The sequence below is a fragment of the Pseudonocardia humida genome, from assembly GCF_023898865.1.
GTDB lineage: Bacteria > Actinomycetota > Actinomycetes > Mycobacteriales > Pseudonocardiaceae > Pseudonocardia > Pseudonocardia humida.
Genome location: NZ_JAGSOV010000009.1, coordinates 1 through 15257 on the forward strand (window position 1 = coordinate 1; position 15257 = coordinate 15257).

At 74.0% G+C, this 15257-nt stretch carries 16 protein-coding genes and 1 tRNA gene; 11 read left to right on the forward strand and 6 right to left on the reverse strand.

Going from position 1 to position 15257, the window contains the following annotated elements:
- Positions 1-65: 65 nt before the first annotated feature.
- The 3 genes from KDL28_RS02515 to KDL28_RS02525 all read right to left on the reverse strand — a co-directional run bounded on the left by KDL28_RS02515 (position 66) and on the right by KDL28_RS02525 (position 3590).
- Positions 66-1457: an alkaline phosphatase PhoX gene (locus KDL28_RS02515; RefSeq protein ID WP_252435535.1), complete on the reverse strand. Its 1392-nt coding sequence runs from the start codon at positions 1455-1457 to the stop codon at positions 66-68.
- Positions 1458-1539: 82 nt separating this feature from the next.
- A complete protein-coding gene (gene cds1, locus KDL28_RS02520; RefSeq protein WP_504967667.1) occupies positions 1540-2631 on the reverse strand; it encodes an L-cysteine desulfhydrase Cds1 in 1092 nt (363 codons plus the stop codon).
- Between the two features lie 20 nt (positions 2632-2651).
- A complete protein-coding gene (locus KDL28_RS02525; protein ID WP_252435536.1) occupies positions 2652-3590 on the reverse strand; it encodes an aldo/keto reductase in 939 nt (312 codons plus the stop codon).
- 57 nt (positions 3591-3647) lie between these two features.
- Between KDL28_RS02525 and KDL28_RS02530 the strand changes: the two genes are divergently transcribed.
- The 3 genes from KDL28_RS02530 to KDL28_RS02540 all read left to right on the forward strand — a co-directional run bounded on the left by KDL28_RS02530 (position 3648) and on the right by KDL28_RS02540 (position 5177).
- Positions 3648-4037 (forward strand): MerR family transcriptional regulator, encoded by a 390-nt coding sequence (locus KDL28_RS02530; protein WP_252435537.1) that lies wholly within the window; start codon positions 3648-3650, stop codon positions 4035-4037.
- A 162-nt stretch (positions 4038-4199) separates the two neighbouring features.
- Positions 4200-4610, forward strand: a complete 411-nt coding sequence (locus KDL28_RS02535; protein WP_252435538.1) for an STAS domain-containing protein — start codon at positions 4200-4202, stop codon at positions 4608-4610.
- Positions 4611-4883: 273 nt separating this feature from the next.
- Positions 4884-5177, forward strand: a complete 294-nt coding sequence (locus KDL28_RS02540) for a WhiB family transcriptional regulator (RefSeq protein ID WP_252435539.1) — start codon at positions 4884-4886, stop codon at positions 5175-5177.
- A 119-nt stretch (positions 5178-5296) separates the two neighbouring features.
- On the opposite strand, the gene KDL28_RS02545 is transcribed toward KDL28_RS02540, so the two are convergent.
- The gene (locus KDL28_RS02545) at positions 5297-5953 is read right to left on the reverse strand and encodes a hypothetical protein (RefSeq protein ID WP_252435540.1); all 657 of its coding nucleotides are present in this window, start codon (positions 5951-5953) and stop codon (positions 5297-5299) included.
- 328 nt (positions 5954-6281) lie between these two features.
- Entirely contained in the window at positions 6282-8525 is a 2244-nt protein-coding gene (locus tag KDL28_RS02550; RefSeq protein ID WP_252435541.1) for a SpoIIE family protein phosphatase, read from the reverse strand.
- A gap of 194 nt (positions 8526-8719) precedes the next feature.
- Between KDL28_RS02550 and KDL28_RS02555 the strand changes: the two genes are divergently transcribed.
- The 5 genes from KDL28_RS02555 (at position 8720) to KDL28_RS41260 (ending at position 12307) form a co-directional block, all read left to right on the forward strand.
- Positions 8720-9109 (forward strand): STAS domain-containing protein, encoded by a 390-nt coding sequence (locus KDL28_RS02555; protein ID WP_252435542.1) that lies wholly within the window; start codon positions 8720-8722, stop codon positions 9107-9109.
- Positions 9110-9201: 92 nt separating this feature from the next.
- Positions 9202-9639: an ATP-binding protein gene (locus KDL28_RS02560; RefSeq protein ID WP_252435543.1), complete on the forward strand. Its 438-nt coding sequence runs from the start codon at positions 9202-9204 to the stop codon at positions 9637-9639.
- Positions 9636-10415 carry a SigB/SigF/SigG family RNA polymerase sigma factor gene (locus KDL28_RS02565; RefSeq protein WP_252435544.1) on the forward strand — a complete coding sequence of 260 codons (780 nt, stop codon included), beginning with the start codon at positions 9636-9638 and terminating at the stop codon, positions 10413-10415. Before KDL28_RS02560 ends, KDL28_RS02565 begins: the two co-directional genes overlap by 4 nt.
- A 55-nt stretch (positions 10416-10470) precedes the next feature.
- Positions 10471-11688, forward strand: a complete 1218-nt coding sequence (locus KDL28_RS02570; protein WP_252435545.1) for an NAD(P)/FAD-dependent oxidoreductase — start codon at positions 10471-10473, stop codon at positions 11686-11688.
- Between the two features lie 55 nt (positions 11689-11743).
- Positions 11744-12307: a DUF397 domain-containing protein gene (locus KDL28_RS41260; protein ID WP_308215914.1), complete on the forward strand. Its 564-nt coding sequence runs from the start codon at positions 11744-11746 to the stop codon at positions 12305-12307.
- A gap of 45 nt (positions 12308-12352) precedes the next feature.
- Here KDL28_RS41260 and KDL28_RS02585 read toward each other — a convergent pair whose 3' ends face one another.
- On the reverse strand, positions 12353-12574 hold the full coding sequence (locus KDL28_RS02585; protein WP_252435546.1) for a DUF3618 domain-containing protein: 222 nt from the start codon (positions 12572-12574) through the stop codon (positions 12353-12355).
- A gap of 104 nt (positions 12575-12678) precedes the next feature.
- Here KDL28_RS02585 and bcp point away from each other — a divergent pair, with 104 nt between their 5' ends.
- The 3 genes from bcp to KDL28_RS02600 all read left to right on the forward strand — a co-directional run bounded on the left by bcp (position 12679) and on the right by KDL28_RS02600 (position 15235).
- Positions 12679-13146 carry a thioredoxin-dependent thiol peroxidase gene (bcp, locus tag KDL28_RS02590; RefSeq protein WP_252435547.1) on the forward strand — a complete coding sequence of 156 codons (468 nt, stop codon included), beginning with the start codon at positions 12679-12681 and terminating at the stop codon, positions 13144-13146.
- 55 nt (positions 13147-13201) lie between these two features.
- Positions 13202-13275: transfer RNA gene (locus tag KDL28_RS02595), tRNA-Leu, on the forward strand.
- A 283-nt stretch (positions 13276-13558) separates the two neighbouring features.
- The gene (locus KDL28_RS02600; RefSeq protein ID WP_252435548.1) at positions 13559-15235 is read left to right on the forward strand and encodes a DUF4331 domain-containing protein; all 1677 of its coding nucleotides are present in this window, start codon (positions 13559-13561) and stop codon (positions 15233-15235) included.
- The last annotated feature ends 22 nt before the right edge of the window (positions 15236-15257 follow it).

Consider the following 15257-nt stretch of genomic DNA (forward strand, 5'->3'; position numbering starts at 1 on the left):
TACACTCTCGGGGGGGGGTTGGTCCCCCGCCCCACCCCCCCCTTTCGCGGCCCCCCACGGCGGGGTTACTGGGGACGCCAGGGTCCGGTGATCGCGAACATCGTCCCGGGGGTCTGCACGTTGGCGAACAGCACCTTCTTGTCGTGCGAGTACACCGGCGCGGTGAACTCGCTGCCGTCGACCTCGTTGCGGGCCAGCGGGTAGGCCTCCCCGTCGCCCGAGACCCCGATGAGGTGCTGCACGCCCTCGCCGTCCTCGGCGAGGATCAGCCCGCCCCACGGCGAGACGGTGATGTTGTCGGGCCCGTCGAACGCGCCGTCGGCGTCCGGATCTGGGTTCAGCCCGAACCGCACCTTCAGCGTCAGCGTCGCGGCCCTCGGGTCGTAGAACCACACCTGCCCGTCGTGCGGCACCGGGCTGTCCTCGGCGCGCGCGAAGCTGGTCACGACGTAGGCGCCCCCGTCGCCCCACCACATGCCCTCGAGCTTGCGCCCGCGGGTGACCTGGTCGTCGCCGAACTGCTCGCGGGTCGGCACCGTCGCGGCGTCGCGGTCGGGCACCGGCACCCACTCCACCCGGAAGGTGGTGCCGATCTCGGTGCCGCGGGAGAGGTCGTCGACGTGCGCGCCGTCCTCGGTGCGGCACCTCATCGCGGCGAGCTCGCCGTCGGTGGCGCCGAGGTCGCGCAGCACGCCCTTGCCGCCGCGGAACCCGTCGGGCGCCGCCCACCGGTAGAACAGGCCGTTCGGGCCGGCGGCGTCCTCGGTGAGGTAGAGGTCGAAGGTGTGGGGGTCGACGGCGGCGGCCTCGTGGTCGTAGCGGCCGAACGCCTTCACCGGGGTCGGGTCGGCGTTCGCCTTCCGGTCGAACGGGTCGACCTCGAAGACGTAGCCGTGGTCGCGGGTGGCACCGTCCTCACCGGCCCGGGTGCTGTCCTCCTCGCAGGTCAGCCAGGTCTTCCAGGGCGTGATACCGCCGGCGCAGTTGGTGGAGGTGCCGGCGATGCCCACGTACTCGTTGAGCCGGGCGCCGTCGTGGTCGGTCTCGACGACGGTGCAGCCGCCGCCCATGGCCGGGTCGTAGGTCAGGCCGGGCAGCGCCGGCACGGGCACCTCGCCCTGCGCCTCGGCCAGCGCGCCGATCTCGTGGTTGTTGACCAGCACGGTGCCGCGCCCGTGCGGGAAGGCCCCGGTGCCGTCGTGGGTGCCCGGGGTCGGCTCGCCGGACTCCAGGGTCGTCTTCCCGGCCTCGGTGACGATCCGGTACGTGAAGCCCTTCGGGAGGGCGAGGCGCCCGGCCGGGTCGGGGAGCAGCGGGCCGTACCCGGGGCCGGCCGGGGCGGCGGCGGCGTTCGGGGCGGTCAGCAGCACCTGCGGGGCGCCGAGCAGCACGACGCCCGCCACGGTGCCCTGCAGGAATCCGCGGCGCGAGAGTCCCTCGGAGGTGGAGCGGGTCACGTCATCTCTCCGTCCTGTGGTGGTGCGGTGACGCTGACCGACCAACGCGACCACGGAGTGAACGGATGCGGGCACCGCGCCGTCAGGGAGGCGACCACTCCCCGGTGCCCAGGAAGCGCTCGATCGTGGCGGTGTAGGGCGCCGGGTCGAGCCCCTTCTCCGCCAGCCACCCGTCGTCGTAGTAGCTGTGGCGGTAGCGGTCGCCGCTGTCGCAGATGAGCGTGACGACGCTGCCCCGCACGCCCTCCGCGCGCATCCGCGCCACCAGTTGCCAGACGCCCCACAGGTTGGTGCCGGTCGAGCCGCCCGCCCACCGGCCGGTGGTGGCGTGCAGGTGCCGGGCCGCGGCGACGCTGGCCGCGTCCGGCACGGCGAACATCAGGTCGACCACGCCCGGGACGAAGCTGGGCTCCATCCGGGGGCGGCCGATGCCCTCGATCCGGGAGGGCATCCCGGTGGCGTAGTCGGCGGCGCCGGTGGCCCAGCCGGGCAGGAACGCCGAGTTCTCCGGGTCGACGACGGCCAGCCGGGTGCGGTGGCGCCGGTAGCGCACGTAGCGGCCGATGGTGGCCGACGTGCCGCCGGTCCCGGCGCCGACCACGATCCACTCGGGCACCGGGTGCGGTTCCATCGCCAGCTGCTCGAAGATCGACTCAGCGATGTTGTTGTTGCCCCGCCAGTCGGTGGCGCGCTCGGCGTAGGTGAACTGGTCGAGGTAGTGCCCGCCGCACTCGGCGGCCAGCCGGGCGGCCTCGGCGTACATCTGCACCCCGTGCTCGACGAAGTGGCAGCGCCCGCCGTACCGGCGCACCAGGGCGATCTTCTCCGGGCTGGTGGAGCGGGGCATGACGGTGACGAACGGGACCCCGATCAGCCGGGCGAAGTAGGCCTCCGAGACCGCCGTCGACCCGGAGCTGGCCTCGACGACGGTGGTCCCCTCGGTGATCCACCCGCTGGCCAGGGCGTAGAGGAACAGCGAGCGGGCCAGCCGGTGCTTGAGGCTGCCGGTGGGGTGCACCGACTCGTCCTTGAGGTAGACGTGCACGCCCCAGTCCGCGGGGAGCGGGAAGGCGTGCAGGTGGGTGTCGGCGGAGCGGGTGGCGTCGGCCTCGACCCGCCGCATCGCCTCGATCACCCAGTCGCGCGTCTCCCCGCCATCCCCGCCGCCGTTCACGCCTTCACGCTAGCCGCGCGTCAGACCGGCGCGTCGAGGCGGGCGAGCAGCTCCGGGGCCAGCTCCAACCGCACGCCCTCCAGCGCGCTGTCGAGCTGGTCGAGCTTGCTGCCGCCGAGGATCGGGCGGACGCCGTGGGCGAGCAGCCAGGCCAGCACGACCCGGCCGCGCGGCACCCCCAGCTCGGCGGCCGCCTTGTCCAGCTCGGCCAGCCTGCGGGTGCTGGCGGGGTGGTCGTAGACCTCGGGGACCTCCTTGTCGGGGTTGTCGTAGGCCCCGCTCAGCAGCGGTGTGTAGGCCCAGACCTCGATGCCGTGCTCGGTGGCGTAGTCGCGCTGCTCGTCGCCCAGCACGCCGAACGGTTGCACGTTGCCGGGCGGCTGCGTCCCCGGCCGGGGCCGCAGGTAGGTGGCGCTGAGCTGGAAGGCGTCGATCGGGACCGTGCCGGTGTCCAGGGCGTGCCTGCGGGCCCGCTCGACGCGCCACGCGGGGTGGTTGGAGGCGCCGACGCGGCGCACCGACCCGTCGGCCACGAGCTCGGCCAGTGCGTCGACGGTGCGCTCGATCGGCACCGTGCGGTCCTCCTGGTGCAGCCACAGCAGGTCGACGCGGTCGACGCCGAGGCGGCGCAGGCTGCCGGCGAACGCCTCGCGCACGGCCCGCGGCGAGAGCCCCGCGCGCTGCGCGGGCCAGCTGCCCGGCCAGCGCGGCTCGGCGCCGAGCTTGGTGGCGATGCGCACCCGGTCGCGGACGCCCGGACGGGCGGCGAGCCAGCGGCCGAGCAGGGCCTCGCTATCGCCTCCGTGGCCGGACCCGCTGGCCCAGAAGGAGTAGCAGTCGGCGGTGTCGATCCACACCCCACCGGCCTCGACGAACCGGTCGAGCAGGGCGAAGGAGGTCTTCTCGTCGATCGTGGTCCCGAACATCATGGCGCCGAGCACCAGGGGCGAAGCGGTCATGCCACCAACTCTGCGATCTGGAGCGCGCTCCAGGTCAAGCGCGGCAGAATCCGTGCGGTGACGACCTACACGCCGGCCGAGGCCGCTCGGCTGTCCGGGTTCAGCATCGACACGCTGCGCTACTACGAGCGGGAGGGCATCCTCTCGCCGGTCGCCCGCACGGCAGGCGGACGGCGCCGCTACAGCGAGGAGGACATCGGCCGGCTGGGGTTCCTGCGCTGCCTGCGCGACACCGGCATGCCGATCGCGCAGCTGCGCCGATACGGCGAGCTGTCGCTCGACGGGTCGACCGTGCCGGAGCGGGTGGCGCTGCTGGAGGAGCACGAGGCCGTGGTCGCGGCGGCGATCGAGGAGCTGCACGCCCAGCGGGCCCGGCTGCGCGAGAAGCTCGCCTGGTACCGCGCCGAGATGGCCGCCGACGAGCGGCCGGCCGTGCCGTCCCGGTAGCCGGCCGGGCGTGCCGCTCCGTCCGATGAACGGCAGTCGGGCGAGGGCCACCCGGGTGGGTGAGCCGGCGGACGCGCCGCCGGGCGCCCCCGTGCGCACCTCTCGGCGACGGCGCCCGCCTGGAGTGGCAGTGCCGGAGACCAGGCCCTACCGTGTGCGTCGATGTCCGAGACCCGTGAGACCCCGCAGCCCGAGCCGTCGTCGATCCGGCGCGGGAGCGACGTCGACGACCAGATCACGCTCTCGACCACCACCCCGTCGCCGGGGAAGGTCGTGCTCGAGGTCGGCGGTGAAGTCGACATGCTCACGTCCCCGCAGCTGCGGGCCGCCGTGCTGGAGCAGTTCGAGACCGAGGGCGTCGGCACCGTCGTCCTGGTCCTGGACGGCGTCACGTTCCTGGGCACCAGCGGCCTCGCCGTGCTCATCGAGGTCCGCGAGGCCGCCCAGACGGCCGGCAGCGACCTCCGGCTCGTGTGCACGGCCCGGCGCGTGCTGCGCCCGCTGACGATCGCCGGTCTGGTGCCGCTGTTCAACGTGCACGACACGCTCGAGCAGGCGCTCGCCGCGGAGTGAGCATGTGACGTGCGTCACATATCGGCCCCGGATCGTCTTCGGTCCGGCGCCCGATGAGTGGCTGCGCCCACCCGCTCCACCGCTCTGACCAGTAACGACGCCCTCACCGCCGCAGTAGTCGACCGGCGGTGGGGGCGTCGTGCCGTCCGCCCACCCCGACCCGGAGCGCGGAGCGATGTGGATCCGGGCGACGTCCGAGTTTGACCCCCGTGACCCCCGGGAACCAGCACCTCGACCGCCCGCTCGGCCGGGCACGAAAGACTAGGGGTGACGATGAGCGACGTTTCGCGGCTTCCCGGGCCGATGGATCACGCGTGGCAGTGGCAACGTCTCGGCTCGTGCCGCGGCATGGACAGCGCGGTGTTCTTCCACCCCGACGGGGAGCGCAACCCGTCGCGCGCCCGGCGCACGGCGCAGGCCAAGGAGGTCTGCCGGCGGTGCCCGGTGATGGACATGTGCCGCGAGTTCGCCCTGCAGACCCGTGAGCCGTTCGGCGTCTGGGGCGGGCTGGCCGAGGCCGAGCGCCGGATCATCCTGGAGCAGCGCGGCATCCCGATGGCCAGCTGAGCCGACGACGCGACGACGTCCCACGCGGAGGCCGTCCGGGCCGTGGTGGATCACCACCGCCCGGACGGCCTCCGCGTGCGTCTGCCGGTCCGACCGGTCAGCGGGTGATCAGCTGGTGATCAGCTGGTGACGACGGCCCCGCACAGGTCGCGCGAGCCGAAGCGCAGCAGCGGCAGCCCGTAGACCCGCGCCACCCGCTGCGCCGCCCGGCCGGCCACCGCCGCACCGCCGCCGGCCGCGGGCGCCAGGCAGACCACACCGGGCTCCGGATCGAACCCGATCAGCTCGCTCAGCGCGGCCACCAGGTCGTCCTCCGCGTGGCCCGGCAGCGGGAGGTCCAGCGCGAGCCGGTGCACGCGCAGGCCCGGCACGTCCAGGTCGTCGATCACCACCGACGTGGGCAGCTCCAGCTCCTGCTCGGCGGCGGCGTGCTGGTCGAGCTCGACCGGCGGCAGGTCGTCGACGTGCACGGGCGGTGGCAGCGGGATGCGCACGGGCGTCAGCCGCGGCTCGTCCGTCGCCACCAGCAGGTCGGCGCTCGGGAACCCGCGCAGGATCCGGGTCAGGTCGGACCCGGGCCGCAGCAGCTCCTCGGCGCTGAGCGCCACGGCCACGATCCGGCGCTCGTCGGTGGCGGCGACCGGTGGCGCCGATGGCGGGACCGGCACCGTGGCCGGTACCGGCACGGGCATCCGGACCCGGCCGCTCGCCGGATCGCCGGGCGGATCCCGGCCATCCGGGATGTCGGCCGTGAACTCGGTCGGTACTGCGGACATCGTCAACGTCCCCCACAACGCGAAAGCCCGGCCCCCTGGCCGCTTTGGCTCCATGTAACAGTGAACCGGGTCGAGCCGATGCTGATCCTCATCCGGGCCCCCCGAACGCCGAGCGGGCGAAGACCATCCGTGAGCGGCGATCAGCCCAGGGTGGCCGCCGTTCGGTCGTACAGTCCGTCCATCGTGGAGTGCCGCTCACGGCATCAGCACTGGTCACGGAGGCGCAACGGCGTCCGGACGCTGCCGTACGACCGAACGGTTCCGGCCGGCCGGGCGTGGCCGGATGTTCATCACCCGTTCAGGTGGACGGCCGATCGGCGCCGGGCGTTCAGTGCCGGTCGTCGAGGCGCACGGCCAGCAGCGCCACGTCGTCGCGCAGCTCGGTGGGAGTGCACACCCGCAGCACCTGCTCCACGACGTCCTCGGCGTCGGCGCCCACGGGCATCCCGGCCACGGTGCGCTCCATCAGCTCGGTGCGCTCGTCGGCGTCCTCGCCCGCGGCGTCGGTCAGGCCGTCGGTGTAGAGGACGAGCGTCGAGCCCGGGGGCATCCGCACCGCCGCGTCCTCGCGCCCGTCCCCGGCGCGCCTGCCCAGCCGCGGCACGGCGCCGATCATCGGCGAGCGGTGCTCGTCGAGGCGCACGAGCTTGCCGTCGGGCTGCAGCAGCAGCGGCGTGGGGTGGCCGGCGTTCGCGTAGCGCAGCAACCGCACGCCGTCCTCGTCGGCGGGCTCGATGCGCGCGTACACGGCGGTGGCCATGGCCGCCATCTCCAGGCCCTGCACCAGCTGGTCGCAGCGGTCCAGGACCAGCCCGGGCGGGGCGCCGTCCCAGGCGTAGGAACGCAGCACGGCGCGCAGCTGGCCCATCGCCGCGGCGGCCCGCAGGTCGTGGCCCACGACGTCGCCGACCGCGATGCCGACCGCCCCGTCGGGCAGGTTGAGCGCGTCGTACCAGTCGCCGCCGACCTGGTTGCCGTCGACGCCGACGAGGTAGCGGGCGGCGAGCCGGATGCCCTCGATCCGCGGCACCGCGGGCAGCAGGCTGCGCTGCAACGTGGCCGCCGCGGCGTGCTCCACCTCGTAGAGGCGGGCGTTGTCCACGGTCAGCCCGGCCCGTCCGGCGAGGTCGGTGGCCAGGTGCAGGTCGGCGGAGGTGTAGCGGCGGCCGTAGGGCTGCTGGGTGGCCAGGGTCAGTGCGCCGAGCACCCGGCCGCGGGCCCGCATCGGCACCACCATCACCGACTTGAGCCGCAGCCGGTCGTAGACCGCGGCCGCGCCCGGGTCGTCCGGGTAGCGGTCGGCACCGCGCTCGGGCAGCTCCGGCATCAGCACCGGGTCGGCGCCGCCCAGCACCGCGCCGGTGTCCGACCCGCGCCCGACCCGGTAGTCGCGCAGCTCGCCCAGCTCGCGCAGCGCCTCCTCGTCGGCCCCCTCCCGACCGGCCACCGCCAGCCGCTGGGTGGCGCCCGCGCCGGGCCGGTCGAGCAGGTCGACGGCGCACAGGTCGGCCAGCTGGGGCACCAGCGCGCCGGCCAGGCGGGCGCAGGCGTCGGCGACGTCGAGGGCCCCGGTCATCTGGGTGGTGGCCTCGGCCAGCAGGCGCAGCTCGCTGCGCGCCTGCTCGGCCTCGGCCAGCGCGGCGCGCCGCTCCTGCTCGACCATCACCCGCTCGGTGACGTCGTTCTGCACGCCGACGAAGTTGACCAGCTCCCCGGCGCCGTCGAAGACCGGCGTGATCGCGACCTGGTTCCAGAAGGCGGTGCCGTCCTTGCGGTAGTTCAGCAGCACCTCGGTGATCGGCTCGCGGCGGCGCAGCGCGGCGGTGATCCGGGCGACCGTCCCCCGATCGGTGTTCGGGCCCTGCAGCAGCCGGCAGTTCCGCCCGTTGACGTCGTCCATGGAGTACCCGGTGAGCTTGGTGAACGACGGGTTCACCCAGACCAGCGGGTCGTCGGCCTGGCGGGGGTCGGTGATGGTGAACGACATGTCGGTCGCCACCACGGCCCGGTCGCGCAGCACCTCCAGGCGCCTGCGGTCGGCGTGCTCGGTGCCCGCGAGCTGCAGGAACACCAGCAGCGCTCGCCGCTCCAGCGCGGCCGCGGCCGCGGCGGCCGGGGTGTCGTCGGCCACCCCGGCCAGCCCGAACCCGGTGGCCCACAGCAACCTGCCCTCGCTGGCCTCGCGCTGCTCGGTGGTGGCCGTGGAGCCGCGGCGGGCGGCGTCGCGCACGGCCACCGGCTCGCCGGCCACCGGGACGCCGCGGGCCACCAGCGACAGCGGCGAGCGCGACTCGCTCATCCGCTGGCCGCCCAGGTCGGTCAGGCCCGCCGCGTCGCCCCAGTCGTCGATGTCGACCGGCAGCCGGACGCGGTCGCCGGTGAGCTCCATCGCCGCCGCGTTGGCGTAGACCACGCTGCGGGTGTCCAGGTCGATCACCAGCACCGCGGCCGGCGCCCCGTGCAGGACCCTCGGCAGGTCGGTCCCGACCGCGCGGGCCGCGCCGTCCAACGCCATCTCCGCCAGGCCGGGCCCGTCCTCGGGGACCGCAGCGACAGGTGCACCATCCGCCACCCGAGCAGCCTAGAGCCCACGCCCCACCGTCGCGCCCCCGTGACCCGCGGAACCGAACTCGTCGGTAAGCTCGCACGCCGACACGGTTCAGAAGCAGCCGTACCAGTCCGGGCCCACCGGATCACCCCGGCCGGACCGTGCCCAGGTGCGTTCCCGCGGCCGAGCCCGCCCTGACCGTGCCGGAGGCAAGATCGATGGCCGAGCCCGCCACCCAGGACCCCAACGCGCGCCCGCCGCGATCGGCCGAGGCACTGGGCCTCGACGTCGACCACCCGCGCCCGGACGCCGCCGTGCTGGCGGTGAGCGGCGAGCTGGACACGCTGACCGCCCCCGAGCTGGACGCGGCGCTGCGCGAGCTGGTGGCCGCGCCCCACGCCCTGCTCGTCGTCGACCTGTCCGGGGTGACGTTCCTGGCCTCCAGCGGGCTGGCGGTGCTGATCCAGGCCGCGCACCGCGCCGAGGACAGCGACCGCCCACTGCACCTCGTGGTCACCGCGAGGGCCGTGCGGCGCCCGCTCGAGATCACCGGTTCGGACCAGCTGTTCACCCTGCACGCCGACCTCGCGACCGCACTGGGTCATTGATCGAATCCGGTCCGCGCAGATGCAGACCCGCCCCGGCACGAACCGGGCGCCCCCACTAGGCTGACAAGCCCCAGCCGAAGGAGAACGCCAGCGTGTCCGACCTGGACTCCCCCTCCGTGCCCGACCTGGACGGGGCGTCCAGCGTCGAGGTCAGGACATCGGCCAGCCCCGCCCTGATCCCGACCATCCGCGCCGTCGCCTCCGACCTCGCGGCCAGGGCCGACTTCGACCTCGACGCCATCTCCGACCTGCGCATGGCCGTCGACGAGGCGTGCGCCACCCTGGTCGACATCGCCGCCGCCCGGTCCAGCCTGCTGTGCACCTTCCTGGTCCGCCCGGACCGGATCGAGGTGCACGCGGTCGTGGAGACCGGGAACGCCGATGTGAAGGTCTCGACCGACACCTTCGGGTGGCGGGTCCTGCAGACCCTCGCCGACGACGTCGCCGTCGACCACGCCGCCAGCGCGGACGACTCCGGCTCCACGGTCGGCATCAAGCTGACCAAGCACGCCGGCGACCTACCCCGGTGACCAGGGCGGATCCCGAGTACGGCCACCTCGTCCCGCTGCTGGAGCGCTACGCGGAGCTCCCGGCGGACGACCCGGCGCGCGAACCGCTGCGCGAGCAGCTGGTGCGCGGCTACCTCCCGGTGGCCCAGCACATCGCCCGGCGCTTCTCCAACCGCGGCGAACCGCTCGACGACCTCGTCCAGGTCGCGACGGTCGGACTGATCAACGCCATCGACCGGTTCTCCCCCGACCGCGGCCACGAGTTCTTCTCCTTCGCCGTGCCCACGATCAGCGGTGAGGTGCGCCGGCACTTCCGCGACCTGGGCTGGTCGATGCGGGTGCCGCGGCGGCTGAAGGACCTGCACGTCTCGATCAACAGCACGGTCTCGGAGCTGTCGCAGAACCTGGGCCGGGCGCCGCGCCCGACCGAGATCGCCGACAAGCTCGGCATCCCGGTGGCCGACGTGCTCGAGGGCCTGGAGGCCTCCGAGGCCTACCGCAGCTCCTCGCTGGACGAGATGCTGTCCTCCGAGCAGGGCAGCGCCACCGTCGGCGAGCTGGTCGGCGAGGCCGACGCCGAGCTCGACCGCGTCGACTTCCGCCAGGCCCTGCGCCCGGTGCTGGCCGAGCTGCCCGAGCGCGAGCGCACGATCGTGCTGCTGCGCTTCTTCGGCAACATGACCCAGACCCAGATCGCCGACGAGGTCGGCATCTCGCAGATGCACGTCTCCCGGCTGCTCGCCCAGACGCTCGACCGCATGCGCAACCGCCTGGACCCCGAGACCAGGGCAGGCTGAGCGCTCGCGGAGCGCTCCACGTTCAGGATTGTCCCGTGACGGAGTCGGGGTGCAGATGAGCACGCAACCGGAGCACGTGCTGGTGATCGGGGCCGGACTGGGCGGGCTGCGCACCGCCGAGCAGCTGCGGGCCGCCGGCTTCCAGGGGCGCATCAGCCTGGTGGGCGCGGAGGCGCACCCGCCGTACGACCGCCCCCCGCTGTCCAAGCAGGTGCTCAGCGGGGCGTGGGAGCCCGAGCGCGTCGTGCTCAGCACCGTCGACGCGCTGACCGAGCTGGGCGTGCGCACCCACCTGGGCCTGAGCGCCGTGGGCCTGGGCCCGGGGGTCGTCGAGCTGTCCGACGGCTCGGCCCTGCACGGCGACGCGGTGGTGATCGCCACCGGCCTCGCCGCCCGCACCCTGCCCGGCCAGCCCGACCGGGTGCACACCCTGCGCACCCTCGACGACGCACTGGCCCTGCGCGCCACCCTCGACCGCATCGGCTCGCTACTGGTGGTCGGGGCCGGGTTCATCGGCGCCGAGGTCGCCAGCACGGCGCGCGAGCGCGGCATCGACGTCACAGTCCTGGAGGCGCTGCCGGTCCCCTCCGTCCGCGCGCTGGGCCCCCGACTGGGCGCCCTGGCCGGTCGCCTGCTCACCGAGGGCGGCGTCGACCTGCGCACCGAGGTCAAGATCACCGGCATGGCCCCCGGCCCCGCCGAGCCCACCGGCGTGACCGTGCAGCTCGCCGACGGCACCGAGGTCGTCGCCGACGCGGCGGTCGTCGGCATCGGTGGCGAACCCCGCCTGGACTGGGTCGCCGGCTCCGGCGCGACCGTCGCCGGCGGCCTGACCTGCGGCCCCACCGGCCGCGTCATCGGCCTGGACGCCACCTGGGCCGTCGGCGACGTCGCCCTCTGGGCCGACCCGACCCACGGCGGCCACCACCGCCACGAGCACTGGACCAGCGCGGGCGATCAGGCCACCGTCGTGGCCCGCGACATCCTCGGCGCCGAGGCCCCACCCCCCGCCGTGCCGTACTTCTGGTCCGACCAGTTCGGCCTGAAGATCCAGCTCCTCGGCCGCCCCGACAGCGCCGACGAGGTCGTCCCGCTGCACGGCGACGGCCTCGACGGCGGCCCGATCCGCGGCACGGTGGCCGGCTACCTCGCGAACGACCGGCTGGTCGCCGTGGCCGGCTTCGGTGCCGCCCGCCGCATCGTCCGCTACCGCCAGCTCCTGGCCGCCGGCGCCACCCGAGCCCAGACCCTCGCCCACGCCGCCTCCCTCTGACCTCGCTGACCCCGGCGACGGGGCGGGATCCCGTTCCGGGGACGACGTTGCCACCATGTGCCACCGGGCGGACACGGAGGGCACAGGGAAAACGGGGGCGGCAACGGTGATGCGCGCCCAGCTCCGACACGTGATCGCCGCGGCGGCTCTCCCGTCGGTGACCGTCCAGGTCCTGCCGTCGGCGGCCGGAGCGCACGCCGGGATGGCGGGCGGGGTGGTGCTCCTGGGCTACGAGCACCTCGGCGAGCCGGACATCGCGCACGTCGAGCACGCGGTGGGCGCCCTGCGGACGCAGAAGGCATCCGACGTCGACCGGGCTGGATTGGTGTTCGGCCGCGTACGCTCCGCGGCCCTCGACCCGACCGAGTCCCTGACCCGGATCGAGGAGGCGGCGGCGCGGCTCCGACGAGCGGAGGCGACCGTGGATCTCACCCAGGCGCAGTGGCGCACGAGCAGCTACAGCGGCACCAACGGGGCCAGCTGCGTCGAGGTGGCGTTCCTCCCCGGCGAGGTCGCCGTCCGCGACACGAAGGACCGCACCCGTCCCCCGCAGTCCCACTCCCCCGCCGCCTGGCGCGCCTTCGTCGCCGCCGTCCGCGCGGGTCGGTTCGGGTCGTGAGCGGAAGCCGGGCTCCGGCCCGGCTTCCCACCCACGACCTCCGGGTCAGCGGAAGAGGCTGCGGATGACGAGCAGCCCGACCAGCGCGCCCACGCCGATGAGCGCGTAGCGGATCCTGGGGTCGTTCAGCTTCTCCTGGACGCTCTCCCGACCCTGCTCGACCAGGTGCTTGGGGTTGGCCCGGTCGCTGAGCGCGTCCAGGCTGTCGGCCAGTGCGGTCCTGGCGCTCTCGATCTCGCGCTGGATGGTGTCCGGGTCGCGCGCCACGACGCCTCCTGACAATCGATGTTGGGGTTCCACACGGTAGATGACGGGTCCGCCCGACGTCGGTCGGGCCGCCGCACCCGACCGGGTCTGCCAGGATCGGGGCCATGAGCTCCCGACTCGCCCCCGGCGACCCCGCGCCGGACTTCACGCTCCACGACGCGGACGACAAGCCGGTGTCGCTGTCGGACTACCGCGGCCGGCGCGTCATCGTCTACTTCTACCCTGCGGCCGGCACGCCCGGCTGCACCAAGCAGGCCTGCGACTTCCGCGACAGCCTCGCCGACCTCAACGACGCGGGTCTGGCCGTGCTGGGCGTCTCCCCGGACAAGCCGGCCAAGCTGGCGAAGTTCCGCGACGCCGAGGGGCTGACGTTCCCGCTGCTGTCCGACCCCGACCGCGAGGTGCTGACGGCGTGGGGCGCGTTCGGGGAGAAGAAGATGTACGGCAAGACCGTCACCGGGGTGATCCGGTCGACGTTCGTGGTGGGCCCGGAGGGCGCCATCGAGGAGGCGCAGTACAACGTGCGCGCCACCGGTCACGTGGCCAAGCTCCGCAAGGACCTGAAGGTCTGACCCGTATCCTGGCTGCACTCCGCACCGTCCGGTCCCGCACGGGGCCGGACGGTCGGCCGGCGTACTCCAACAGGCAGAGAGACGGCGCTTAGAACGCCGCCAGTGCGGGTTCGAATCCCGCCGCCGGCACCCACCCCCGTCGCACACCAGCGACAGCGCACATCCGGGCGAACCAATTCCGGTCCCGCCACGAAAGTGGTGATGTCGGTGTAGCTCGGATCCGCGCAGCTCGGACCAGCGCATCGGCGAACGCTCCACCGTTCGATTCCCGACAACTACTCCGTCCGGCGCATTCGCGTTCCGGGCTTGGTTCCGCACGCCCGCCACCGGAAACGATCTCCCGTTCCCCGGTCGGTCCGGGCTGCGCTTCGGAAGGAATCCGATGTCCCGCTCACGCCGATCCCGGCGTCGGGTGGCCGGTGCGCTCGCGACCGCGGGCACCATCGCGCTCACCACGGCGTTGGCCTCGATCTCCGCCGGCCCGGCCGGTGCCTCCAGCCACCGGGAGGCGCCGTTGATCGCCGCCGACCCCGCCGTGGACAACACCGACGTCTACGCCTTCGTCAGCCCGGACCGGTCCGGCACGGTGACCTTCGTGGCCAACTGGTTCGGCCTGCAGGAGCCCAACGGCGGCCCCACCTTCTACCCCTGGGCCACCGAGGCCAACTACGACATCCACATCGACAACGACGGCAACGCCAAGTCCGACGTCAGCTACCGGCTCACCTTCCGCACCGACGACCGTCGCGGCAACGACACGTTCCTCTACAACAACGGCCCGGTCGAGAGCCTGGACGACGAGAACCTGCTGTTCCGGCAGTACTACACGATCTCGGTGAGCAAGGGCGGCGGCTGGGAGAAGATCGGCGAGGGCCAGGTGGCGCCGTCGAACGTCGGCGCGGCCTCCATCCCGGACTACGCCCCGCTGCGCGACCAGGCCATCACCCCGCTGCGCGGTGGCGGCCAGACCTACGTCGGCGCGGCCGAGGACCCGTTCTTCGCCGACCTGCGGGTCTTCGACCTGCTCTACGGCGGCGACCTGTCCGGGACCGGGCAGGACACGCTGGCCGCGACCGACGTCAACACCTGGGCGCTGCAGCTGCCGCTGCCCGAGGTCACCGCGAACGGCGACCCGGACCGCAACCCGGTGATCGGCGTCTGGAGCGCCACCGAGCGCAGGACCCTGCAGCTCTCGCCGGGCAAGGCCACCGCGACCGGGCCCGACGTGCAGGTCTCCCGGCTGGGCAACCCGCTGGTCAACGAGGTCGTGCTGCCCGCCGGGCTGAAGGACGCGTTCAACGGCCTGCAGCCGGTGCAGGACGCGACCATCCCCGAGGTCGTCGACCGGGTGACCGACCCGGAGGTCGCGCGGCTGCTGGAGGGCATCTACGGGCTGCCCGCGCCGGCCACCCCGCGCAACGACCTCGTCGAGATCTACCTGACCGGCATCGCCGAGAACGCCCCGACGCTCGACGGCACCGCGCCGCCGATCCAGGCCGACCTCAACAGCCAGGTGCTCAACGCCGACGCCGACCCGGCGCGGTTCCAGCCGTCGGAGATGCTGCGGCTCAACACCTCGATCGAGCCGACCGAGGACCCCGACCGGTTGGGCGTGCTGGCCGGCGACCTGCAGGGCTTCCCGAACGGTCGGCGCCTGGGCGACGACGTCATCGACATCTCGCTGCAGGCCGTGGCCGGGGCCGCGCAGACCGGCACGCTGGTCGACGCGCTGGCCGATGGCGACGAGGTGGACGCCAACGACGTCGCGTTCCTCGACGAGTTCCCGTACGTCGCGTTGCCCGGCAACCGGACGGCGGCCGACAGCGCCTCCGCTGGCTCCGCCTGCGGGTCGGGCTCGGACTCCGGAGGTTCGGGCGCGACCCCGTCCTCGGACGACGGGACCGTGGACACCGCCGTCGTCCCCGCCGCGAACAGCACCGACTGGAACCCGATGGCCGTGGTGGCCGTGGGGAGCCTGGGCGGTGCGCTGCTGGCCGGTTCCGTGGCCGCGCTGGTGCTGCGGCGGCGCCCCGACCGCGCTCGACCCGCCGGCCCGCGGGGTCCGGGCGCTCCGCCGACGACCGGCTGAGCGACGTCCCCACCGACCGCCA